We start from the raw sequence: 24,013 nt of genomic DNA, 5'->3' as shown, positions 1-24,013 counted from the left end.
GCTGATTCAAAGGAACTAAGCCGCTAGTCTGTTAATCAGACTGGCGGTTTTTTGATTTATCAGATGTTTGCAGCCCAGGAACAATGCTTGCATTGCATGTTCAGTTAAACTGTTTTCAATCTGGTTTTTCGGAGCATCAAGGAATGACCACACAATCTTCAGCCTTACCCGGTTTTTCTGCGTCTTCCGAGTTGGGAAAGCTATATCAGCAACTCCCTGCCGATTTTCTTCGTACCGCACTTGCAAAAGAAACTGACCGCTTTGATCGTTATTCCATTGATGCCTGTAGCTTGTTGCTGGATTACTCCCGGCATCTGATTGATGACAAAATTCTCGAGAAACTGTTATCCATAGCCACAGAAGCTGATATAGCGGGAGCTATTGAGAGCCAGTTTACTGGTGCTGTTATTAACAGCACGGAGAAGCGGGCTGTACTTCACAGCGCCCTTCGCAGCTTTGATGCTAAAGAAGTGTTGGTAGATGGCAAAGACGTAAAGCCAGACATTCATGCCGCACAGGAGCAGATGAAAACTATCTGCCAGAAAATTCATTCAAATAAGTGGTGCGGTTACACTGGTAAACCTATTCGTCATGTTGTGAATATTGGTATTGGTGGCTCTTATCTCGGGTTGAAGGTTGTTACAGATGCACTGAAACCTTTCTATAACGGGCAGATAACGCCTCACTATGTGGCAAATATTGATCCAGCAGAAATTTCCAATGTCCTGGCGTCACTGAACTCTGAAGAAACTCTTTTCATTATCGCTTCCAAAACATTTACGACACTGGAGACACTTTCTAACGGCAGAATTGCAAGAAAGTGGCTCCTGAATAACGGGCTTAAAGAGAGTGATTTAGAGAAACACCTGATTGCTGTTTCCAGCAATATTCAGGCTGCAAAAGAGTTTGGAGTTGCCAAGGAAAATATTCTTCCTCTGTGGGATTGGGTTGGTGGACGTTATTCTCTCTGGTCTTCTATCGGGCTGATCATTGCTCTCACTGTCGGCTATGAAAACTTTGCCGAATTGCTGGCTGGCGCAGGTGAAATGGATGAACATTTCAGACGCACTCCGTTTAACCAAAACATGCCAGTCATCATGGCGTTGCTTGGGCTTTGGTATCGCCATTGGGGAAATGCTCAAAGCCATGTTGTATTCAGTTATGATCATGGCCTTCGTTATCTACCAAAACATCTCCAGCAAGTTGATATGGAAAGCAACGGTAAACGGGTTCAGCACGATGGGGAGCCTGTTGCCAGTGTAACTGGCCCTATCGTTTGGGGTGGTGCAGGCACTAACGATCAGCATGCTTACATGCAGCTGTTACATCAGGGTACATGTACGATTCCTGCTGACTTTATTATGCCAGCTACCAGCCACACGCCTATTGATAGCCAGCATGCCTGGTTGTTCACCAATGGGTTGGCGCAGGTGAATGCATTGGCAAACGGGAAAACTCTGGAAGAAGTAAAGACAGAGCTGAAGGCTGCTGGTAATTCGGTGGAAGAGATCGAACAGCTTGCACCACACAAAGTCATTCCTGGAAATCGGCCTAGCACTATCCTGTTCTGCGATTCCCTGACGCCAAAAACGTTAGGAGCAATTCTCGCGCTCTATGAACAAAAGGTATTTGTGCAGGGTGTGATCTGGAATATTAATTCTTTTGATCAATGGGGCGTGGAGCTGGGTAAGCTGCTCGGCAAACAGCTTTACCCAATGATGGGAGGCGGAGACACCAGTGAGCTGGACAGCCCTACCCGCAATATTATTGAACGTTTCCGCAAAGCGAATACTTAACCACCAGCACGTTTTGCGTTGTGCCCAAGCTTGATCAATTCGGCGACCATGGTATCCACATGGTCGCCCTGTAATTCAATAGCGCCATCTTTTACTGCACCGCCACCACCGCAGCGTTTCTTTAGTTGTTTAGCAAAGGCTTTCAAATCGTTGCCTGCCATTGGTAAGCCTGTGATAACGGTCACGGTTTTACCGCCACGCCCCTTTTTCTCTGGACGAACACGAACAACACCGTCTGTCTCAGGGACTTCGTTCTTTGGTTTTTTATCTTCTTTTATGCGCCCTTGATCTGTGCTGTATACCAGACGAGTATCGACATTGCGGGAGTTGTATTTCGCCATGGCCTGATTTTCTCAAAAAAGAAACTGCTTAAAGAAAGCGGAAAGGAGAGAAGATTACTTGAAGAAAGGCATTTGATAAATCCATACCGGCGGTTGCCGGTATGGATTCAGAAAAGGATTAGCCTTGGGTCAGCAGAGTACGCAGGTCAATAATCGCAGCGTTCGCACGGGAGATGTAGTTGGCCATTACTAGGGAATGGTTAGCCAGAACACCGAAGCCGCTGCCATTCAGAATCACCGGACTCCACACAGTAGCCTGGGTTTCTTCCAGTTCACGAATGATCTGACGCAGGCTAACCAGTGCATTCTTTTTCTCAAGAACATCCTGGAAATCAACTTCAACAGCCTGCAGGAGTTCGATAAGAGCCCAGGATGTGCCACGAGCTTCGTAGAATACATCGTCAATCTGAGTCCAGGGTGTTTTCACCTGAAGTTCCGCAGCTGCAGGAGTAGATTGTTCAGCAGATGCATCGCCAGCCAGATCTGTATTCAGGCGGGTTTTGCCAACACTGGCACTCAAACGCTGAGACAGTGAACCCAGGCGGGTTTCAACATCGCGCAGCCACTGAGTCAGATTGTCTGCACGGGTGTAGAACTGTGCAGGGTTTTTATTGTCGGAGAGGCGCAGCAAGTAGCTGTCTAGCTTATCAATACCGCGCTGGTATTCACCTTCACTGGAGGGTAGCGCCCAGCTTTTAGAGTCAAAGTTAAACTGAGGCTCGGCAATAGCCAGATCAGGATCTTCTTTGGATTGGGATTGTGAACGACTGAAATCTTTTCGCATTGCACGGGTAAAGTCTCGCAGCTGTACCAGAACACCAAATTCCCAGTTGGGCATGTTGTCCATAAATACGCCGGGAGGTGCTATATCGTTACGGGTATAACCGCCGGGTTTGTTGAGGAGAGTTTCGCCAATGGTGATAGCTGTAGCGGTGGAGGTGAAACCTGCCACGACTGGGCGATTGAGTTTGGTCGCTATGGCGGTAGCATTTTCATTAACATCAAAAGCTTCTGGCTCCTGACTCCAGTACACACCGAGAATGATCATCGCAATCACATACAGTGCGATAATAATGCTGATGACTTTCCCCCAGCGATGACCATTAATGTCTGACATCGAGTCAAACAATCTTTCTTTCCAACTGCCCAGGCCCATAGTGTCCCCTTTTCTTCCAAAGCTGTTCGTTTTGATAACGAAGTGGAAAACTTTGGGGGCTATTATGGGCAATGCAAGCCTGAACTAATAGGCTTTGGTGGCAATAATCATTCGCTGGAAGGCCATATACCCGGATTTTGAGATTTTTCCTGAAGTGAAACCCAATGACTCAGTCGTGAGGCCTGGCCTATACGCTGTTCCTGATATTGCTGGTCCAGTAGCCAGAGGCCGGAACTATTGAAGGAATATACAGGCTCCAGATCACCTCGCCGTTGTGGTGATTGCATAGCACTGGTTAAGTTGTCCAGAACCACCTGTTCACCATTACCGGTATTAACGAGTAGGACCATATGGGCTTGTCTAAGAGTTAATGAGCGCACGTATGCCAGCCTTAATCGGCTGTCATCCATTCCCAAGCGCCGAAGACTGATGTATTTGGCAATGGCGTAATCTTCACAATCACCTGTGCCACGATTGAGGAATTCTGAAGGAGAGGCCCAATAATCTTCCTGCCCCCAGACAGTTTGATCGCTGCGGAAAAGGAGAGAATTGAAGAAGTTGTTCACTTCCTTGAGGCGCTCACTATCTGGTGCTGAGCGCAAACGGGCTACAAGCTGTTCCCAGGCGTCGAGACGCTGGTCTGTAATACCTGCTGATGGCGGGGGGAGATTGGCTGGCAGCGAACTGGCACTTACAGCAGCACTGCTCAGCCCAATGACCCCAGCGGCCAGGACTGCTGCTATAGACTTCACGGATCACACTCCCTGTGTACGACTTAACCACGAGATCCTTAGATAACTATAGACAGGGAGAGTGACTGTATTTCGCCTATGGCGGGGATGTTGCCCTATACATTCGTATTGCACGCGAATAATATTGGCGCCTTGCGCAAAGGTGCCTGAATTGACGCATGAAGAAGTTATTTTTTTCGTGCTGAGTAGGCTCAATAGGGAATCAGGTAGAAAGCCTGAACTGTGCCCGCAACTGTGACAGAGGAGTTTGCCTCCAACCGTGTTGTAAACGGTAAAACCACTGAAGTGATGTCGACTTTGGGAAGGTGGAGTCAGGCGATGATACTGGAGTCAGGAAACCTGCCTTTGTGAAAATGGAAAACTGGGCGGGAATACCCAAGTAGCCAGCGCGACCTGTTGTGGTCCTGTCTTAAGGAATTTTGCGGATGAGTAAAATTCTCGGACGGCTGTTCTCAATACTCCCTCCCTTTTCCGTTTTTATTTCTCAATGAAGGCTTCGGGCCAGAGCCTGAATAAAACTGGAATATAAAAAAGCATGCGCACACAGCTCTCACCCATAGCCTTGGCAGTTTGTTTGCTGCCAATAACTCAAAGCTCCGTGGTTTCAGCAAATGGCAATGATGTCTATCAGCTTGATGACGTTGTTGTAACTGCCACACGAACTGCCCAGACAGTTGATCAGACACTGGCACCTGTTTCAGTTATTACCCGTGAAGATATTGAAACCTCTCAAGCTGCCAGTGTTCCTGATTTACTGAATACACTTCCTGGTGTACAGATCAGAACATCTGGCGGCCCGGGTTCTGCAGCTTCAATCTCAATAAGAGGGACTAATAATAATGAGTCCTTAGTGCTGGTTGACGGACAGAGAATTGGCAGTGCAACTGTTGGCGGTGCCAGCCTGCAGTATTTTTCTCCAGAGCAGATCGAACGCATTGAAGTTGTCCGTGGCCCGGTTTCCAGTCTTTATGGCGCCGACGCTATTGGTGGAGTTGTTAACATTATTACGCGCAAAGGCAGTACAAAGCCCTCTGCGACCATCAAAGCTGGCTATGGCAGCAGAAACACAAGAGAGCTGAGTGTTTTCGCTTCTGGAGGAAACGATGCAACGCGTATAGCTGCCGGAGTGAATGCCTTTGATACTGATGGCTATGATCGTACCAAGCAGGAACACGGTACTGATACGGATAATGACGGCTATAAAAATGTCAGTGGTAACTTGAGCATCAGCCATAAACTTTCTGACAAAGACACGGTGTCAGTCAGCTTTCTGCAGAGTGAAGGTGAGTCAGAGTACGATACAACCTCATCTTCCACACCCTTCTCTACTCCAGTTAACAAACCGTACTATGAATTCAAACAGCAAGCGGTTTCTGGTAAGTACGAGCATATTTTCAACGACAGGTGGACGACATCTTTAACGGCTGGGTATAACCAGGATTATCAGAATGCCAAGGACTCTCCCTATGGTCGCTCCAAGTTTGACACTCGCCGCCATAGTTATAACTGGCAGAATACTATCGCCACATCAGAGAACAGTCTTCTGATTGCAGGAGTTGATTACTATAAGGACAGAGTCATCAGTTCTACCGACTTTGATGTAACCTCACGTGATAATAAAGCCATATTTGCGGAACAGCAGATCAACTTTAACACCTACGATCTGCGAGTTAACCTACGGCGGGATGACAATGAAGTGTATGGCAACGAAACGACCGGTGGCTTTGCTCTCGGCAAGAGCTTTGCGTCCGATATCCGTGTTGTAGCGTCGTGGGGCAAAGCCTTTAAGGCTCCAACATTTCAGGATCTCTACAATGTTTTTGCCCCTAATCCAGATGTGAAACCCGAGAAGTCTTACAATACCGAGTTATCTGTCAGTGGTAAAAGCATTGCGGGCTTACGTGCTGATTGGTCTGTTAATGCTTTTGAAAACCGTATTGATGATAAAATCTCCCTCAATCCTGCTCAAAACTACCGTGCTGAGAATATCAGCAAAGCGAAGATTAAAGGGCTGGAGTTCGCACTGGGAACCAAGCTGGCTGACTGGGATCTGCAGGCTAACCTGACTTTGCTTGACCCTATGAATGAAGATACAGACCAGCAGCTGCGTCGTATAGCCAAGCAACGCCTGATTGTGGACGTTAGCCGTCAGTTCGGTCGTTATACGTTTGGCGGCATCATGCGAGCGCAGAGCCATTCCTGGGACAAAGACGCTCCAAAAAACACAGACCGTGTTGATGGCTTTGCTACATTCGATCTGCGTGCGAGTACCCAACTTACGAAAGAGTGGAAAACTGATTTGAAGCTCGTTAATTTGTTGAATAAAGATTACCAGACCAGTTATGGATACAACGAAGAGCCCCGTGGTGTTTTTGTTTCCGTTTCCTGGTCTCCTGAAATTTAATCGAACTGTTTATATCAAGGGGCAGCAGTGCCCCTTTTTTTGGAGCCAAGTCTATGACCAGTTCTGACGACAAGTACAAACAGCGCATGCAGCGCAAAAAGGAACATATCGACAGCAAGATTGCTGAAGCGAATGAAGAACGCGGCATTATTATCCTGGTTACCGGTAACGGGAAAGGGAAAAGCACTTCTGGCTTTGGAACTGTTCTGCGCTGCGTTGGCCACGGCCTGAAAGCCGGTGTTGCCCAGTACATTAAGGGTAAATGGGATTGTGGTGAGCGAAATGTTCTGGAGAAGTTAGGTGTAGAGTTCCATGTTATGGGAACAGGTTTCACTTGGGATACCCAGAATAAAGAGCTTGATACCAAAGCCGCTCAGGAAGTTTGGGTTGAAACCAAAAAGATGCTGGCAGATCCGGAGATTACCCTGGTGCTTCTGGATGAGCTGACCTACATCGCTCGCTACGGTTATGTGGATACGGATGAAATTATCGAGGCGCTGAAGAATCGCCCGAAAATGCAATCTGTGATCATCACCGGCCGAGGGTGTCCGCAGGCTCTGGCAGATATTGCAGATACAATCAGCGAAGTCAAAGACGAACGTCACGCTTACAGAGCAGGGGTAAAAGCCCAGATTGGTATCGACTGGTAAGCCAGAGGAATTATTTTTCAGAAAAGCCCTAAAAATCATAATCATATAGAGGTTCAGGACTGGCACCAAAGAACCTCTATGCGTATAATCTGACGCCGCTGTGGGCCTATAGCTCAGTTGGTTAGAGCAGGGGACTCATAATCCCTTGGTCGCAGGTTCGAGTCCTGCTGGGCCCACCACGAATACCAAAGCCGAAGCGGTTAACAACTGCTTCGGCTTTTTTGTATCTGTCTTTTAATTGCTGCCCCATATTGAAAACAACCAATCTGCCACCTTCTTAACAGGGCCACTCTGTTCTAAAGGTTCAGCAGGTCGTTTACGTTTCCTTCGCTCATCTTCACTGGTGGGCGGCTTACTTGCTGCACTGACGAAGCTGTCAGCTGACTCGGAAGAGCGCCTGAGGTTGCTCATAACAATAGTTTCTCTCTGAGGTATTACTATCGCTACGGCGGACTCCCCTTCATCGTCACTCTGTCCGTGTTCCGAAGGTTCTTGTGTGACTTGAAAAATTGGGGGAGGGGTTTGGGAGGATTTATCACTTAGATGCTCTTCATCGGACACATGAACAACAGTTGGAGTACTTGAGCATCTGGAAGATGTTTCATCTTCTTCATTGCTACTCCGTTCGTGTTGTGAAGTAGAACGTTCTTCTGGATCAACTAAGGATTCTTGACCAGATGCACCATCGCTTTGATCTGTTTCATCAGGCACCGCAATAATCTCTGGACTATCCGAGTGTCTGGAAGCCGACTCGAAGTCTTTTAAGGAATAGTGTTCCCAGATTGATCCTGTTTCCTCATCAACATCAACATTGCGTGCAGAAGCTGAGTGCACGGAGGCAGATTCATATAGGTTTGAGTCGTAATCCTCCCAGACAGACTCTGTTTCCTCATTAACATCAACATCGCATAGAGAAGTTGAGTGCACAGATACAGGCTCAGCTATGCTCTCTTCATAGTATGTTTCCCACTCTGACTCTTCACCGTCGGAACTATGAACACTAGTAAGGGACGAGTGATGGGAGGATAGAACAGAGCCTTCTAAGCTAGAGCGGTCCCAATCAGACTGATCATCATCATCATCTTCCTCCTCACTGTCGCTCTCAGCTTCTGGAGATTGACCTCTAAAGCGATTGGACAAACTAGTCAATTCATCGAGGTCGAGAAACAAGTCTTTTGATGGTGTTTGTGATTCCCCTTGGCACTTATCATGGGTATCAATATCCAAAAGATTACTTTTATTTCCGCAACCCATACACACAACAGTTATCTCTGCCATTTCCTGCTTGGCATCACTCTGAAAGTCCCTCAATCTGCGAATGCTTGGCTTGTGATGCTTATTATCAAAAGGGCAGGGCTTCCTTTTCTTCAACACCTTTTCAGCGCATGTACTACAAACAGACTTGTCTCGTTGAGCAAGACAAACTCTGTTTACTGAAATGAAATCGTCAAAGCAAATTTGGCAACTCGGCAGAATTGTGTTTGAAGAAACCAAATAGACGGTATGTAAATAACCATGCTTGTTAACATGGGTGCCTTTAATGACTTTCGGCTGAATGTCTTTTGCCTTATCCGCTTGAGGACCTGTTTCACCAGTATTTGATTCTGGAGGAGTCACTCCGCTGGTACCAGAAGATGAGCTTCCAGCAATGGGAACAGATGTTGTATTCATAAGACTCCCTTCTATAGTGACGAAATATCCAATTGAGTATCTATGACATAAATTTTTCCTAGCCATTCATATTAAGTAAGCAAAGCAAACACATATACATAGGCTGGCTAACAAGCGTGACCAGCAAGTATTCATTTATGTATGTTGCCTGATGTTTCCCAGAGGGTTTTCTGGTATCCCTGAGAGACTTTTTCTAAGCACAACTTTTCCTAACCGAGGTGTAAAGGTACTATCAAATCCAGCCTGAATAATAAAAAGAAGACACGGCATGGATGGATTTACGTTTCACGCTCCCCAAAAAATCATTTGCCAATCTGGTGCAATTTCCAATCTGGGAGAAGTTTGCCTGCAAATAATTGGTAAGCGTGTTCTCGTGGTTACCGATCAGGGGATTGTGAAAGCCGGATTGCTGGATCCTGCGTTGTCAGCACTTGAAAATGCTGGAGTGAAAGCAGAGGTTTTCGATGGCGTGGAGGCAGATCCTGCTGAGCATTTGGTTTTAAGTGCCACTAAGCAAGCCATTGCGTCTGATATTGATGGCGTTATAGGTCTTGGCGGTGGTTCGTCTATGGATGTTGCCAAGCTGGTTGCTCTTCTGGCAAGAGGCGAAGAGTCTCTCGCAAGTATTTATGGTGTTAATCAAGTCAAAGGACAACGCCTGCCTTTAATTCAAATTCCTACAACTGCAGGCACTGGTTCTGAGGTAACAGCTGTTTCTATCATCACGGTGGGTGCAACTGAGAAGAGAGGTGTTGTTTCTCCGCGCCTGCTTCCAGACGTAGCTCTTCTTGATGCGGAATTAACACTTGGTTTGCCGCCAGTTGTCACAGCAACAACAGGTGTTGATGCCATGGTGCATGCTATTGAAGCATTTACATCTCGTAATCCAAACCATAACCCTGTTTCAGATACTCTTGCTCAACAGGCACTGACCCTTCTTGGGACAAATATTGAAGAGGCAGTACACAACGGCGCAAACCTAAAAGCCCGGGAAAATATGTTGCTGGGCTCTATGTTGGCAGGGCAGGCGTTTGCGAACTCTCCTGTGGCTGCGGTTCATGCTCTGGCTTATCCACTTGGTGGGATTTTTCACCTTTCCCATGGGTTAACCAATGCGCTGCTTCTTCCCCACGTTATGCGTTTTAACCAGAGTGAATGTGTTGAGCAATATGCTCATCTTGCCCCCTTTGTATTCCCAGAACTTTCAGTGATTCAAAACATTGAGAAACGCAGTCAGGCATTTATCAATTCACTGGAAGAACTGAATGGAACGCTTGGTTTAAAAACCAGATTGAGAAACTACGGCATTCCTGAACCTGCGCTGACAGGCTTGGCTGACAGTGCCATAAAGCAAACAAGGTTACTGGTTAATAATCCTCGCGAAGTTTCTGAGGCAGACGCATTAGCAATTTATCAGGCTGCCTGGTAAGGAAAGGATTCATGTCAGCATACAAAACACCTGAAGTTCGAGCAGATTATAAACATTTCATCACCATACCAACTCGCTGGATGGACAATGACGTTTATGGCCATGTCAACAATGTGCAGTACTACAGTTACTTTGATACTGCCGTAAATCGTTACCTGATTGATCAGGATGTTCTGGATATCCATAACAGTGAAGTGATTGGGCTGGTTGTAGAAACCCAATGTCGTTATTTTCGCAGTGTAGCTTTTCCAGAAGATATTTATGCAGGTATAGGCGTTGCTCATTTAGGGAACAGTTCTGTTCGTTATGAAGTTGGTCTGTTCAAAGCAGGTGAGGATACACCTGCGGCTCAGGGGCATTTTGTGCATGTGTATGTGGATAGAGAAACCCAAAAGCCGGTTTCTCTTCCTTCTGGGTTGAGAAGGGTTCTTGAAGCTATCTCAGTTTAGAACTGTTTAGTCGCAGAGTTTTTGCCGGATGAGAAGTTCCAGGCCATCGAATCTTTGTTCAAGCCTTTCGAATCGTCTATCTATTGCCTGAAACCTCATCCCAACTTCCTGCCGAAATTCTCTCTGCTCTCTCAGAGTCAGTAGGCAGATAGACTCCATCTGACCATAAAGCTTCTCATAGTTGGTGAGTTGCTCTTTCAGATGTTCGATATGCTCTTCAGGCTTCATAAGGCACCTCGTGTTGAGAGGGCTGAAGTATAGGAAGAAATCATATCTTCAACAGAAAAAGAGGCGGGCTGGTTAAGGGTGAAGAGGATTGCTTCTCGGAACGTTTAAACGTTAGTTTGCATGAGTGCTGCCATAGTCATCAAAGATGTTCACGTGTATAACTTATTGCATTGGGTACTTCATGATCCCAGATCATCTGATTATCTTTCCATCGACCAATACGGCTGAATAATCTGTCTGAATCAACTACAACCAGCTTTTGGTCGTTATTATCCAGTGCAGGATGACAGCTCAGTTCTACAGCCAGAGATATAGCCTGTTCAAATTCTTCACGGTCAAACAGCTCACGATTCATAGATGGAGCTGCACGCTGAATAAACAAGGCATATTGATCTGTTAGCAGGTAATAATGCGCTGCCTGAGAGTTTGTTCCATGACCAGCCAACCCAAAAAAGAAAAAAGGTAATGGCCAGCATTTTTGGAGATCATCAAGAAGTGATTCCAGCTGATAGAGGGAGTGCGGGATAAGTTCTGAACCGTAAGACGTGTCTGACAATGGCTGTATACGCGTCATCAACTTTTCAGGTAGTGGAGGTGTTGGAACATTCAGCTCTTCCAGATTATCCAATACCTTAGCCAGAGAGAGAGGTGAGGGTATTCTGATATCCATAGGTGTTCTGTCCCTAATAAGCAGCTGTTGATAGGTAGCTTCTGGTTATCGCATGCTTTTTGTTTGTTTCGTCATTTCGTACTAACTGACAGTGCATGAAATAGTGTTTCACTTGCTGATCTTCGTACGCCGAAAGAGGTTCATACCGTTTATAGCGTTCAAGAATGGGTCGAATTCTTCCTTCCTCTTCTTCCAAGGCAAGTCTTTCCCGAAATTCCACACTATCAAAAGTATTGTCCAGAAACGTTATTGCATCCCGACCTGTTGTAGGGTGGCGCCATGTATCCCAGTTATCCACGATTCGACCTGCACTCTCTAAAGCCTCGCCATGGCGCTTCATTAGATTAATACGCTCTTTAAGACTATCCCTGATTCTTTGGTCAAAGCACTTTGGCAAAGAATTACATAGCTTTTCTGCATCTAATGCCATAAGTCGATCGTAGGAAGAACGATTTATCAATCGTGGATATCCAGCCCGACACCCTTTGCGCCATGCGCCAAACTGTTTCTGGTCAGCAGAAGGGGCAATTATGTCGCTGAAAGGATAAAGCGAAGTATCATTATCAATACCAGTCACTTTGCCTGTCTCATAATCAATAAAGTAATTGGCTGGATGGCGATCTGGTTGAGCACAGATTGCGTCTAAAAGCTCCAGGTCAGCTAGCCCTGCCAATATTTTCGCACGTACTTCGGGTTTGCATTTCCCTTCTACCAGCATCTGATAACCCAGTTTCCGTTTGGAGCCTTGTCCGGTAATTGAATGTTCAGAAGCGCAGGCAGGTTGGCCATCTGCCAGTTCCATCTCCAGTCCGATCATATGGTCATGCTCGCAGAAAGACATGCCCGGCATAATATCCATACCAAGCAGTTGTGCTATCTGCCCTGTGGCAAGATTTCTTGCTGTAAGATTAGGGTGTAGTTGGTCGTGATAGAGCTCTGGCGTAACGATATCGACCCAGGCTGATGTATCTACTGCCGGCTCAGGTTTAAATACCCGTTTTGCGCCGTTTTTAAAGGTTAAGAGAAAGACCTCGTTTTCAGCGCCTTTACCTAACAATTTTGGTGGATGATTCGGATCAAGGTCTTCATCTCTCCAGGGACCGGGCAGAGTCAGCTCATCATCAAGCATGTAGCCCACCCGCTTAAACTCCATTGCGCCCTGCCAGCTCATTTTGCCAGCAATGGATGAAAGGGCCGGAGAATCCAGAACCTGAAAGAGCAGTAATTTGTCGTTACCAAGCTCCTGAAGGCGTTGATTTAAGATTTTCTCTTCATCATCGGTAATTCCATTGTGGGGATTGGCGAGAACCTCCTTGAGCTTTAGCTGGATACGCTCAAGCATTGAAGCTGCTTCTTTCACGGTATCTTCAGCATCTGTCAGATTTTCTGGTATATGTTCCTCCAGCTTCCGCTCATATCTCATGATTGCTCGATCAAGCCCTGCCATTCTTGAGCTGGCAGGGGTGTATTGAGGAGCGCCAATTTTGGCAACTCTTACCGCCATATCTCTCAACTTCTTGCGAGTCTGTTCTGGTGAGAGAAAGCGCTCTGTTACCCGGCTGGAAATAGCTTTTTCCCGGGCAGATCGTTGGGAGGGAGGCAATGGTTCATAGAGGAGCGACTGGTTCTGTTCGGAGAGCTCTTTTCGTGCCTGAGCCAGCTCATATCTGGAGCTTTGAGGTGATATTGACTCCTGATCCTTTCTATCTTTCAGGTTTCTGATTTTGCTGCGTAAAAGAGCAATATGCTTTGGCACACCCTTTTGAATATCCTCACCAGCCTGCCTCCATTCCTTATGTAGCAAGGCCTCCAGACGCTCCGCTTTCTCCCTTGCATCTCTGCCCGGCCTGGCAACAACTGTATATATTCCTCCGCCAAAAGGGTCGGGGAACACTTTGAATCCCAATCCTTCAATTTTATCCAGCTGTTCCAGCTGCGGATCAAAACGTGAAGGAAAATGGATAATGCCAGCAGGCCTGTCGCCGCAGCAAATCGATGCCAGTTGGTAGGCCGGTGTTTTAATCTGGCTCTGATCCAGCACCTTATAGTTGTTCTGGAAATCCATCTTGGGAGCAGGACGTTTAGTGATAATCCCAAACATATTGTTGGGTTTAACGACTACTGCGTTTGGGGTTCTGAACTCCTCCGGTACAGGTTCACCAGGTCGGAATTGGTGAGCCTTTCCCTCTCGCATCAAGATGATTGAAACCCATTGCATATCGTCTTTGGATACAGGGCATTCCGGCCAATCACCAAAGCGCAGGTTTTCCGGGCTGATATTCAGCTCCGTAGGAAAGGGCCGGGTATAAGTACCTGCCAGCTCTCCATGCATGAGAAGTTTTGTTTGGTGAAGCATGGGGGAAGGCAGGCTCTCAGGAGAGCTTGGAATAGGGCTGACAGGCGAGCTGCCACAGCTGCTTCCTATACCTGAATCAGAAAATGTATCGGAACCAGTAGAATCCTGCCTTAAATACAGATTTTTAGGGCCTTGAACGGGCTTTACATCCCACTGATCAAGAGTCTTCCAGTTATCCTTACCACCCAGTGGAATATTGGTGTTTTCAGTAGCAATGCGGGTACTGTGAGTTTTTAGCGGTTCTGGGGGCGCGTTTGCTAAGCACCTACCCAGTGGCAGATGAGTAATTGGCGGTTTAGGATAGATGCCGCGCAGCATAACAATATTCTCAGATAGCTCTCATAGAGATATCGTCAGGCAGGGCTGTTTCAGCAGGGGGAGGCTGGTTGCCTGTAGAGCAACCTAACGGCTTCGATTACCAGAAATAATATCTTTAATCGCTTCCCACACAGTCATTTCATTTCTGGGGTTATGGGCACCGTCACAAATAGGCATTTCTTTCGATTTGGCGCAGCCGCAAACCCATTGCAGGGTTTTTTGCTGATAGCAAAGGACATGCGGCTCGCAGCGGCAGTTGTCCGGGTCGTGATAGGGTGGGTTATGAGTCTGCCCACATCGACAGATCTTGTACTCGGTATTGGCTTCGCAGGTAATGACGTAAGGGTCCTGCTTTTGAAACATCTTCATTATTATTTTTCTCACAGGGTGCTGAAACCAGCACCCTTTATCTGAGGAACCGGTGTCGCTTAAAGCCCCTTCAAAACTTTTTGTACGCTGTCTTTGGCATCACCAAACAACATACGGGTGTTCTCTTTAAAGAACAGTGGGTTTTCAACGCCAGCATAACCGGAAGCCAGTGAACGTTTAAGCACAATCACTTGCTTGGATTCCCACACCTTAAGCACAGGCATACCGGCAATCGGTGAATCCGGGCGTTCCAGTGCATCCGGGTTAACAGTGTCGTTTGCTCCAATCACCAGCACCACGTCTGTTTCCGGGAAATCATCATTGATTTCATCCATCTCCAGAACAATGTCGTAAGGAACATCCGCTTCGGCCAGCAGAACGTTCATATGTCCTGGCAAACGACCGGCTACCGGGTGAATACCAAAACGAACAGTGCAACCTTTCTTCTGCAGAGTTTCGGTCAGCTCCTTAACAACCTGCTGAGCTTTGGCAACGGCCATACCAAAACCGGGAACGATGATAACGCTCTTGGCATTCTGCAAATCGTCGGCAACATCTGCGGCTGAAGCTTCTACTGCATCACCCTGTTCACCAGTGGAGACTGGAGCTGCTGCGCTATCCGTACCAAAGCCGCCCATAATCACAGAGATAAAGGAGCGGTTCATTCCCTGACACATGATGTAGCTGAGAATGGCACCGGAAGAGCCCACTAAAGCACCCACAACAATCAGCAGGTCATTGCCCAACATAAAGCCGGTAGCCGCTGCAGCCCAGCCGGAATAGCTGTTCAGCATGGAAACAACTACAGGCATATCCGCCCCACCAATGGCTGCAACAAGATGCAAGCCAAGGGCAAGAGCGATGATTGTCATCAACATCAGCATAAATGTTGAAAGAGCGGTGTGTGGATTCGATGCGAAGTAGGTCATCATCCAAAGGCAGATGAGGATGGCTATACCATTCAGCCCGTGACGAAAGGGAAGAATGAGAGGATTACCAGAGATCTGCCCGTTCAGTTTTCCCCATGCAACCAGCGAGCCGGTAAACGTCACCGCACCAATAAAGATACCCAGATAGATTTCAACCAGATGTATGGTGAGCTCTGCACCAATTAACTCACTGGCAGCAGGATCAATGTATCCAGACCAGCTGATGAGAATCGCAGCCATACCGACAAAGCTATGAAGCAAGGCAACCAGCTGAGGCATTTCTGTCATTTCAACAGATTTGGCTTTCTGCATCCCGATAAAGCCTCCAACGCCAACAGCAACTATCAGCATGAAGTATCCCGTTACCGCATCACTGGCAATGGTTGCCAGTACAGCAATCGCCATACCGGCGATACCGTAATAGTTACCCTGCTGTGCAGATTCGTGGGCACTTAGGCCTTTAAGACTGAGAACAAAGAAAACTGCGGCCAGCAGATAGGCCATATAAACAATACCGTCCATATCTGCTCTCCCTTAGCGACGGAACATGGCCAACATACGACGGGTGACAAGAAAGCCCCCGACAATATTGATGCTGGCAAGAAGGATGGAAATAAACGCGAGCAAAGAAATCAGCCACGAACCACTGCTGATCTGTAATAGCGCCCCAACAATAATGATACCCGATATGGCATTGGTCACACTCATTAACGGTGTATGCAGGGAGTGGGAAACATTCCAGATAACCTGCCAGCCTACAAAAATGGAAAGTACAAACACCATAAAGTGAGAGAGGAAGGCCGGTGGGGAGTATTTGCCAAGGCCAAACAAAATAATGCCTGCAACAACCCAGAACCCAATAATCGCACCAGCGCTGGTTGGTTTTTTCTCTTCTACAGGTGGAGGGGGAGGAGGTGTAGCTTCTTTCTTCACCTCTTTAGGCGTTTCGCTTAATTTGGGAGGCGGTGGTGGCCAGGTAATATTCCCTTCTTTAACAACAGTGGCTCCGCGAATAGCCTCGTTGTCCATATCAATTTCTGGCTGACCGTTTTTCTCCGGTGTCATTTCTGCCAGAAGGTGCACAAGGTTCTGGGCATACAGAGCTGAAGCCTGACCGGGCAAGCGAGCTGCCAGATTGGTGTAACCAATAATGGTGACACCTTCTTTCACCGCCACTTCACCAGGAACGGTAAGGTCACAGTTACCGCCTTGCTCTGCTGCCATATCTACAACAACAGAACCTTCTTTCATCGCCTGAACAGCATCGGTCTGCCATAGCTTGGGCGCTGGCTTGCCAGGGATCAGTGCGGTGGTGATAACAATATCCACTTCTTTGGCCTGCTCCCGGAACAGTGCCATTTCCGCTTCAATAAATTCTTTGGACATTTCCTTGGCGTAGCCGCCCGTGCCCGCGCCATCTTCTTCGATATCTACGGTGAGGAACTCGCCACCCATAGATTCAACTTGCTCACGCACTTCCATCCGGGTGTCGAAGGCGCGAACAATAGCTCCCATACTTTTGGCTGTACCAATGGCAGCAAGGCCAGCGACACCGGCACCAATAACAAGAACCTTGGCTGGTGGGACTTTACCAGCTGCAGTGATCTGACCTGTAAGAAAACGGCCAAAGTGGTGGGCAGCTTCAACAACGGCTCGATAGCCGCCGATGTTTGCCATGGTGCTGAGAGCATCCATCTTCTGTGCGCGGGAGATTCGGGGCACAGAATCCATAGCCAGAACATTCAGTTTTTTCGCTGCCAGCTTTTCGAGGAGTTCCGGGTTTTGGGCTGGCCACAGAAAGCTTATGAGGGTTGTGCCTTCTTTGAGAAGCTGGACTTCGTCGCCTGCCGGCCCATTCACCTTCAGAACATAATCTGCGCTGGTATAGAGTTCAGTTTTATCTGCTACAACCTCTGCGCCTGCGTCTTGGTAATGCTGATCTGTGAAACTGGCTTTCTGCCCGGCTCCAGCCTGTACGCAGACATCAAACCCCAGCTCTATCAGTTTGCCGACGCTGGCAGGGCTTGCGGCTACCCGTAGTTCCTGAGGTGATTCCTCAGGGATCACTATTTTCATGGTTGTCCTCGCAGCAGTCTGAGCCCGTTGCAGCTAGAACTTACCGAGTCCGTAACGGAAAGCGGGCTGATCATTCAGGTTAGTGTTATAGCCGGAAATAACCGGTTGTGACTGTTATATCTGCAGAGCTGTGCCCGATGAGCACACAGGAGCTGTGTACCCAATGGTTGTTGCACATTCAGCTAGACTTTCGATGGTAAGAGGTCTGCCCAGTGACAGGAAGGTCATTTTCGGAAAGAAATCGGTTAGGGATTATGCAAAGCAGATATCTGGAAAAGGGATTTACTCTGATTGAGCTGATGATTGTGGTAGCAATCATTGGCATTCTCGCCGCTGTAGCTATCCCTGCTTATCAGGAGTACACCGTAAGAGCCAAAGTGATGGAAGCGTTTAGCCTGTTGGCAGGACAGAAAAGTAATATTGTTGAGTACTTCGGCACCCATGGCGTTCTTCCTTCCACTTGGGAACAAATCAATGGAACTGTAACCACTTTAGATGGTGGTGCTCAGATTCTTTACAGCGATTTAGCGGGAGAATCTTCGGACCTGTTCTGGGGAATGGGGATATCAGAACATCCTCGCTGTGCAGGCATTGGTTGCATGGCAAATTCCATGTACATAGGAATGATGGCTATTGAAGACGATAGTCAGCTCAAGCAGCTCAATAATGATGAAAATATTTATATTGGCTTGCAGGCGCGTGTGCATGAGGATGGAAATATCCATTTCCGCTGTGCCGCTGCAGGGCATGGAACTCAAGATTATAAAACCAGCCTTCTCCCCTCAGTTTGCAATAACAGTCTCTACGACTGGGACTTTTAACGGAATTTTTATATTAGAGGCAAAGGATTATGCATAGTAGAAAGGTGAAGGGTTTCACCCTCATTGAGCTGATGATTGTGGTCGCGATCATTGGCATTCTGGCAGCTGTCGCCATTCCTGCTTATCAGGATTACACCGCCCGAGCCAAAGTGATTGAGGACTTTAATCTCTTGGCTGCTCATAAAACCGGTATAACAGAATACTACGGTACGTTTGGTGAGTTGCCTTCAACGCTCGGCCAAGTAAATGGCACCTCCCTTGGTACATTGGCTACATTCCAGGAGTTTTTTGGACACGAATCTGATCTGTTCAGTGGTGTCCATATCAAAACTCACCCTGACTGTGCCGTTATAGGTTGTGGTGCCAACTCGATGTATATCGAGTTGCAGGCCATTGCAGCTGGGGACCAGCTTATGGAAATGAACAACGGGGATAGAATTTATGTGGCTCTGCAGGTGAGAGCTGATGATGCTGGTGAAATCCGTTTCCGTTGTGCGGCAGCAGGCCATGGCATAGCAGAGTATGATGAAAGCCTGATGCCTACTCCCTGCCGCAACAGTATCTGGGATTGGAATTTTTAATCCTTGCGATAGTGCAACACTTTTAAAGCTCTATCCGCATCCACATCCTGAAAAACACTTGGGTTGGGAATTTGCTTTACGTAGCTCAACCCAGGGCATTCTACTTCCACTTGCGCCATCAGAAATTTCCGTGAAAGCTGGGGAGCGTTCAGGCATAGCAGTACATCTCCACCGTCGTTCACCAGCTCAGGAATTTTTCGGAGCAGGCGAGCATAATCCTTTGTCGCAACAAAGCTGCCCTTCTGGTTGCTGGGCGGGTCTGCAATAATCAGGTCGTAAGGTCCAAGCTTTCGCAGCTTGCCCCAGGATTTGAAAATATCATGGCCCAGCAAGCGCACACCATTATGAATATCATTCAGCTGGTGGTTCTCCCGCCCGGTAGCCAGCGCGCCTTTGCTCATATCAATATTCACAACTTCTGTTGCGCCTCCCTTCATAGCGGCAACAGAGAAAGCACAGGTGTAGGAAAACAGGTTTAATACCTTTCGCCCTTCTGAATGTTCTTGAACCCACTGTCGCCCATTGCGCATATCCAGAAACAGCCCATGATTCTGCCCGCGTAAAAGATGCACAACAGTTTTTCGGCCGTCTTCTTCCACAACATGGTGAGAAGGAGTTTCCCCGGAAACCAGCTCTACGGAAGACATTCCCTGCCCCCGCTGCTGGAAAACCAGGTTCATGTTTCCGGCTTGCTGCCAGCACCTGCTCCAAAGCTCTGCAAGAAGAGTTTCTATCTGTTGGCGGAAGTCTGAGTCTATCTCTTTAAACGCAGTAAAAAGTAGAACTGGCGGATACCAGTCAACGGTGATCTGCTCACACCCATCCACCAAGCCCCCACGACCATGAAAGAGACGTTTTACATCACTGCCCAGAGCTGTTTGTTGCAGGTGCTCAGTAAGGTGTTGAATGGGTGAAAGGTTTGCAGACATCAGAGAATTGGCCGGATGGAATAAAGGCGCAGTATTGTATGAAAATACTGCGCCTTTATCTTGGTATTACGAGCAGAAATTAAATGTGCCTGGGGATTCTTGTGGCCTCTTGGTGGGCGTCATGCTGATGCTGGGCAACAATTCCTGCTCCTTCGCTGATTTCATCAACAAGTTTGTTATAGCGATTTTCTTCTCTTGCACTGGTTGCGTAGCCACCATTGGGCATACGGTGCGCTGAGTCGTCGTAATCAGTACGGAATGCATCAATAATCTTTCCGGCAAAGTCCTGAATATCAATCGCGGCATCAACATCCATAGCGCCAAGGAAAATCTCAAGCGCCCCCTCTATAAACTCTCGTTGTTGCCTCTCTGCTTTTCCGCCGCCATCAATGCCGTCGCCGTCTATTTTATTGACCAGCTGATTAAACTGATCCAGTTCTGCCGGACTTAGCTGAAGATCGATTCCGTAAGACTCCAGCAGCTTATTAATATTGTCTCCTTTCCACTCCTTACCCATGTAACCATTGCTGGCATCATCAACCATGTGATTTAAAAGCGGTGCCAGTTTTCTCAGGATCTCAAGCTTTTCATGGACTTCTCTCTGGTAGCTACCTTTTAACTTCAGGCTGCTGCTTGAGAAGTCGGATTCCAGAGCCATCATCACACTGTCCATCTCTGAGATATCTGTGGCCCCGGCAGCCATTTGTTGGAGAGAGCCCATATTGGCTTCAATTCTCTGCAGAGTCTCAGGAGGGATGTCTTCAGCGACAACAAGCTGCATGGCGTAGTTACCCAGCTGCCTCTGAACTTCTGGAGGGAAGTTGCCCTGATCACCGGCCAGAAGTAAGTTGCCCGCCACAACATCCTGTCTGCTGGCGGCCGCTATAGATTCAAACTCTGATACCGGAGTTTTTCCCACTGGTTGAGCATTAGGGCGATCCAGAATTGGAGTGACCTGCCCGGTCGAACCAACCACGTCTCCATCACCGGTGACGTAACCAACAGTATTTTCTCCACCAAAGCCTGCGGTCAGAACATTTCGGTTCTGCAGTTTCTCAGCGGCTTCTGTTGATTGTTCTGATACCTCTTCAGAGCGTCGTTTGGCTTCGGCTCTTAAACGTTCAAGAGCCAGCTGGTTTTGTGAAATTCCTTCCGCCATAACTTTATTTCTCGCAATAGTTTCCCTTCTCTACCTGACAGAGTAGAAAACCGATAACCATTCTTTTCCCTGCAAATTGCACAATCTGAAATATGTACTAATTTTTTAATAAGGATTTCTAATAAAAAGGCGGCATTCAGGATGAACAGCTGTCTAACTCCAAGAAAGGGACTTCCCATGGGTAATGAGCGTCGTCAGGGTTTCAGGGTACTTCTGCTGACTGCCTGCATTCTTTCAGCCAACTTTATTGCCACTCGTCCGGCTCCGGATGCCTTAATCGAAAAGCACGAAAAAAGCCCGCAGATCATTTTGGCTTTGCGTTAATAACCCGACACCAAAGCCTTATCTGATACTCCAAGTCTTTCCGTCAGCCACATTTGTGGCTGACTGTCTGCACTAGACTCTTTCGTAATTACGACCCCAGAACTCACAGGGATGTGATGTTTAGTTTTTCGAAGCTCTCAATTGAGCGCAAACTGCGCTATGCCATGATGATTACCGCTGAGGTGGGTCTTCTGGTGAGCCTGATTGTGTATAGCGTGTCCGACTATACCAAGTCGAAAGACGCGATGATGGAGCGTATCCAGACTCTGGTTGAAGTTTTCGCAACCAACTCACAGGTCGCCGTTCATTTCCAGGATGCGGCTGCGGGCAATGAGCTTTTGTATGGTCTGGAAGTTGTCTCTCATATAGAAGAAGCTTACCTACTTCTTCCAGATGGTCAGAAACTTGCCAGTTATAACCGCTCAGAATCCCATACTTACAACAAAACCCTTCTACCTCCGGAAAAGCGCACTGTTGAAATTTCTGATGACTGGATGGATGTTGCACGGGCCGTAGAGTTTGAAGGCAAGCCTATCGGCACAATTGTTATCCGAGCCAGCCTTGAGCCGCTGTACCAGCAGATAACCCTGAACCTTATGGCTGCCTTAATGATCACCATTTTGGCCATCATTGTGTCTTATCTTGCTGCCTATCGAATGCAGAGGCTGATCTCCAACCCGATCACAACCCTTGCAGAAGCCATGAGGCAGGTTTCGTCCTATCAGATTTTCTCCCACAGATTGGAGAAAACCAGTGATGATGAAATAGGCCAGCTTTACGAACGCTTTAACGAAATGATGGATCTTGTTCACCATCGTGATCAAAAGCTGAATAAGAATAAGCAGGAGCTGGAAAATACCGTTGAGCTTCGTACAGAAGCACTCAATATGGCTAACGAAAACCTCCGTGAGGCCATTGAAGAAGCAACCGTAGCAAAAGAAGCTGCTCTTGACGCTGCAAAAGCCAAAAGCTCATTTTTAGCCAACATGAGCCATGAGATTCGTACGCCCATGAATGGCGTGCTCGGCATGCTCGAACTTCTGCGTGATACCCATCTGGAGAAGAGTCAGAAAGATTATCTCGAAACAGCGTATGGTTCTGCTGATGCTCTTTTACAGATCATTAATGATATTCTCGATTTCTCCAAGATAGAAGCGGGCAAACTGGAGCTTGAGCAGATTGATATGAGCCCTAGCAGCCTAGCGGATGATGTTTCAGCCTTGCTGGCCAGTCGGGCACGGGAAAAGAAAATCGAACTTGGCTGCTATACCGATGTAAATATGCCAGCTGCTGTAAAAGGCGACCCTGTACGTTTACGGCAAGTGCTCACCAATCTGCTTGGTAATGCGGTGAAGTTTACCGAAACAGGCGAAGTGGTTGTTCGTGCTCTCTACAAAGGTACAGAGAACAATCAGCACACCATTCGCTTTGAAGTAGAAGACACTGGTATTGGTATTCCTGAAGAAGTTGTTCCAACGCTGTTCCAGCCATTCACTCAGGCTGATGGTTCTACAACCCGTAAATTTGGTGGTACAGGCCTTGGTCTGACCATATCCCGACAGCTGGTTGAAATCATGGGTGGAGATTTACAGGTTACCAGTACCTTTGGTAAAGGTTCGAGTTTCTTTTTCGAAGTGAAAATGGGTGTGAGTGATGGTGCTGACCTGCCCAAGCATTACGAAAAAATGGATCTGTCCAACACCTATGCGCTTATCGTGGATGACAATCCAACCAACCGGGAAATACTTCACAAGTACCTGGAAGCATGGGGTATTGATCATGCTATGGCTGAAAATGGCCCCATTGCACTTGAGAAAATGCATGATGCTGTCACAGCTGGCAGACCTTTCCAGTTGGCTTATCTCGACATGCAGATGCCTGAAATGGACGGTATTACTCTTTCAAAAGCCATTGCCAATGATAAGGATTTGGGTGACTGTCGAAGAATCATGCTCACCAGTGCCGGGCACCTGTGTGCCAAAGAGCAGAAAGAAGCGTTGCTCCATGGCAGTCTGGCAAAACCATTCAGGCAGTCTCAGCTGCTTGATCTGACCATGGAAGTGATGAATCGTCAGTCAGCGAAAGATATTGCGCCAGACAAGCCCAAAGAAACCAAAACCAAGTTTGAAGATAAATACTCTCTGTTGCTGGTAGAAGACAACCCGGTTAACCAGAAAGTTGCCAAAGCCATGCTGAAAAAACTTGGCATCACCAACGTCGACCTTGCAGTGAATGGCCGTGAAGGTTTGGAGATGACAGGCCAGAAGCAGTACGACTTGGTGTTAATGGATTGCCAGATGCCGGAAATGAGTGGTTATGAATCCACTGAAGCCATCAGAAAGAGGGAAAGTGAGACGGGCGATGAAGCCCATAAAATCATCGCCATGACGGCTAATGCCATGGAAGGTGACAGAGAAAAATGTATTGAAGCCGGTATGGATGATTACATCAGTAAGCCGGTTAAGAGCGATGCCCTAGCAGAAATGCTTTCGCGTTGGCTGAACGATTAAAAGAACACATATTATCCCCCATTAATAACGATCTTGTTACAAGCTTTACCAACGAAAGCCTTTATTCCTTACGGGGAAATCCCTAGACTGGAACT

General features: G+C 47.4%; 20 protein-coding genes, 1 tRNA gene, 1 pseudogene and 1 riboswitch. Of the genes and pseudogenes, 10 read left to right on the top strand and 12 right to left on the bottom strand.

Features of this window, described 5'->3' with window-relative positions:
- Nucleotides 1-143: 143 nt before the first annotated feature.
- Nucleotides 144-1,796: a glucose-6-phosphate isomerase gene (gene pgi, locus ACY2RR_RS20700; RefSeq protein WP_490110090.1), complete on the top strand. Its 1,653-nt coding sequence runs from the start codon at nt 144-146 to the stop codon at nt 1,794-1,796.
- Here the strand turns inward: pgi and yciH are convergent.
- The 3 genes from yciH to ACY2RR_RS20685 form a co-directional block, all read right to left on the bottom strand.
- Nucleotides 1,793-2,137 carry a stress response translation initiation inhibitor YciH gene (yciH, locus tag ACY2RR_RS20695; protein ID WP_490110089.1) on the bottom strand — a complete coding sequence of 115 codons (345 nt, stop codon included), beginning with the start codon at nt 2,135-2,137 and terminating at the stop codon, nt 1,793-1,795. The two genes, pgi and yciH, sit on opposite strands and share 4 nt — an antisense overlap.
- Before the next feature lie 118 nt (nt 2,138-2,255).
- Nucleotides 2,256-3,293, bottom strand: a complete 1,038-nt coding sequence (locus ACY2RR_RS20690; RefSeq protein WP_490110088.1) for a DUF2333 family protein — start codon at nt 3,291-3,293, stop codon at nt 2,256-2,258.
- A gap of 107 nt (nt 3,294-3,400) precedes the next feature.
- Nucleotides 3,401-4,045, bottom strand: a complete 645-nt coding sequence (locus tag ACY2RR_RS20685) for a transglutaminase-like cysteine peptidase (protein WP_490110087.1) — start codon at nt 4,043-4,045, stop codon at nt 3,401-3,403.
- Nucleotides 4,046-4,210: 165 nt separating this feature from the next.
- Nucleotides 4,211-4,406: riboswitch (cobalamin riboswitch) on the top strand.
- A 174-nt stretch (nt 4,407-4,580) separates the two neighbouring features.
- On the opposite strand from ACY2RR_RS20685, the gene ACY2RR_RS20680 reads away from it, so the two are divergent.
- From ACY2RR_RS20680 to ACY2RR_RS20670, 3 genes are all read left to right on the top strand, one after another.
- Nucleotides 4,581-6,449, top strand: a complete 1,869-nt coding sequence (locus ACY2RR_RS20680) for a TonB-dependent receptor domain-containing protein (protein ID WP_490110086.1) — start codon at nt 4,581-4,583, stop codon at nt 6,447-6,449.
- A 53-nt stretch (nt 6,450-6,502) separates the two neighbouring features.
- Nucleotides 6,503-7,099 (top strand): cob(I)yrinic acid a,c-diamide adenosyltransferase, encoded by a 597-nt coding sequence (cobO, locus tag ACY2RR_RS20675; RefSeq protein WP_490110085.1) that lies wholly within the window; start codon nt 6,503-6,505, stop codon nt 7,097-7,099.
- A 102-nt stretch (nt 7,100-7,201) separates the two neighbouring features.
- Nucleotides 7,202-7,278 (top strand) — tRNA-Ile (locus ACY2RR_RS20670).
- Between the two features lie 55 nt (nt 7,279-7,333).
- Here ACY2RR_RS20670 and ACY2RR_RS20665 read toward each other — a convergent pair.
- Complete coding sequence (locus ACY2RR_RS20665; protein WP_490110084.1) at nt 7,334-8,770, bottom strand: hypothetical protein; 1,437 nt, start codon at nt 8,768-8,770, stop codon at nt 7,334-7,336.
- A 268-nt stretch (nt 8,771-9,038) separates the two neighbouring features.
- On the opposite strand from ACY2RR_RS20665, the gene ACY2RR_RS20660 reads away from it, so the two are divergent.
- Both ACY2RR_RS20660 and ACY2RR_RS20655 read left to right on the top strand, forming a co-directional pair.
- Nucleotides 9,039-10,199, top strand: coding sequence for an iron-containing alcohol dehydrogenase (locus ACY2RR_RS20660; RefSeq protein ID WP_490110083.1), 1,161 nt, complete (start codon nt 9,039-9,041; stop codon nt 10,197-10,199).
- 11 nt (nt 10,200-10,210) lie between these two features.
- Nucleotides 10,211-10,648, top strand: coding sequence for an acyl-CoA thioesterase (locus ACY2RR_RS20655; RefSeq protein ID WP_490110082.1), 438 nt, complete (start codon nt 10,211-10,213; stop codon nt 10,646-10,648).
- Nucleotides 10,649-10,654: 6 nt separating this feature from the next.
- Here ACY2RR_RS20655 and ACY2RR_RS20650 read toward each other — a convergent pair whose 3' ends face one another.
- From ACY2RR_RS20650 to ACY2RR_RS20625, 6 genes are all read right to left on the bottom strand, one after another.
- The gene (locus ACY2RR_RS20650) at nt 10,655-10,876 is read right to left on the bottom strand and encodes a hypothetical protein (protein ID WP_490110081.1); all 222 of its coding nucleotides are present in this window, start codon (nt 10,874-10,876) and stop codon (nt 10,655-10,657) included.
- A 139-nt stretch (nt 10,877-11,015) separates the two neighbouring features.
- Complete coding sequence (locus ACY2RR_RS20645) at nt 11,016-11,546, bottom strand: hypothetical protein (RefSeq protein ID WP_490110080.1); 531 nt, start codon at nt 11,544-11,546, stop codon at nt 11,016-11,018.
- A 13-nt stretch (nt 11,547-11,559) separates the two neighbouring features.
- Nucleotides 11,560-14,220: a hypothetical protein gene (locus ACY2RR_RS20640; protein ID WP_490110079.1), complete on the bottom strand. Its 2,661-nt coding sequence runs from the start codon at nt 14,218-14,220 to the stop codon at nt 11,560-11,562.
- A gap of 84 nt (nt 14,221-14,304) precedes the next feature.
- A complete protein-coding gene (locus ACY2RR_RS20635) occupies nt 14,305-14,589 on the bottom strand; it encodes a hypothetical protein (RefSeq protein WP_490110078.1) in 285 nt (94 codons plus the stop codon).
- Nucleotides 14,590-14,648: 59 nt separating this feature from the next.
- Complete coding sequence (gene pntB, locus ACY2RR_RS20630; protein WP_490110077.1) at nt 14,649-16,040, bottom strand: Re/Si-specific NAD(P)(+) transhydrogenase subunit beta; 1,392 nt, start codon at nt 16,038-16,040, stop codon at nt 14,649-14,651.
- Between the two features lie 12 nt (nt 16,041-16,052).
- The gene (locus tag ACY2RR_RS20625; protein WP_490110076.1) at nt 16,053-17,594 is read right to left on the bottom strand and encodes a Re/Si-specific NAD(P)(+) transhydrogenase subunit alpha; all 1,542 of its coding nucleotides are present in this window, start codon (nt 17,592-17,594) and stop codon (nt 16,053-16,055) included.
- 254 nt (nt 17,595-17,848) lie between these two features.
- On the opposite strand from ACY2RR_RS20625, the gene ACY2RR_RS20620 reads away from it, so the two are divergent.
- The gene (locus ACY2RR_RS20620) at nt 17,849-18,415 is read left to right on the top strand and encodes a pilin (protein ID WP_490110075.1); all 567 of its coding nucleotides are present in this window, start codon (nt 17,849-17,851) and stop codon (nt 18,413-18,415) included.
- Nucleotides 18,416-18,444: 29 nt separating this feature from the next.
- A pseudogene (locus tag ACY2RR_RS20615) lies at nt 18,445-18,559 on the top strand (pilin); the annotation flags it as partial.
- Nucleotides 18,560-18,992: 433 nt separating this feature from the next.
- Here ACY2RR_RS20615 and ACY2RR_RS20610 read toward each other — a convergent pair.
- Nucleotides 18,993-19,925: a class I SAM-dependent methyltransferase gene (locus ACY2RR_RS20610; RefSeq protein WP_490110074.1), complete on the bottom strand. Its 933-nt coding sequence runs from the start codon at nt 19,923-19,925 to the stop codon at nt 18,993-18,995.
- A 79-nt stretch (nt 19,926-20,004) separates the two neighbouring features.
- Entirely contained in the window at nt 20,005-21,084 is a 1,080-nt protein-coding gene (locus tag ACY2RR_RS20605) for a hypothetical protein (RefSeq protein ID WP_490110073.1), read from the bottom strand.
- Between the two features lie 141 nt (nt 21,085-21,225).
- Here ACY2RR_RS20605 and ACY2RR_RS20600 point away from each other — a divergent pair, with 141 nt between their 5' ends.
- A complete protein-coding gene (locus ACY2RR_RS20600; RefSeq protein ID WP_490110072.1) occupies nt 21,226-21,408 on the top strand; it encodes a hypothetical protein in 183 nt (60 codons plus the stop codon).
- Nucleotides 21,409-21,524: 116 nt separating this feature from the next.
- Nucleotides 21,525-23,918: a response regulator gene (locus tag ACY2RR_RS20595; protein ID WP_490110071.1), complete on the top strand. Its 2,394-nt coding sequence runs from the start codon at nt 21,525-21,527 to the stop codon at nt 23,916-23,918.
- Nucleotides 23,919-24,013: the final 95 nt, after the last annotated feature.

The sequence above is a fragment of the Parendozoicomonas sp. 2304DJ65-17 genome (assembly GCF_058148445.1).
This window is presented reverse-complemented; position numbering and strand designations above follow the sequence as displayed.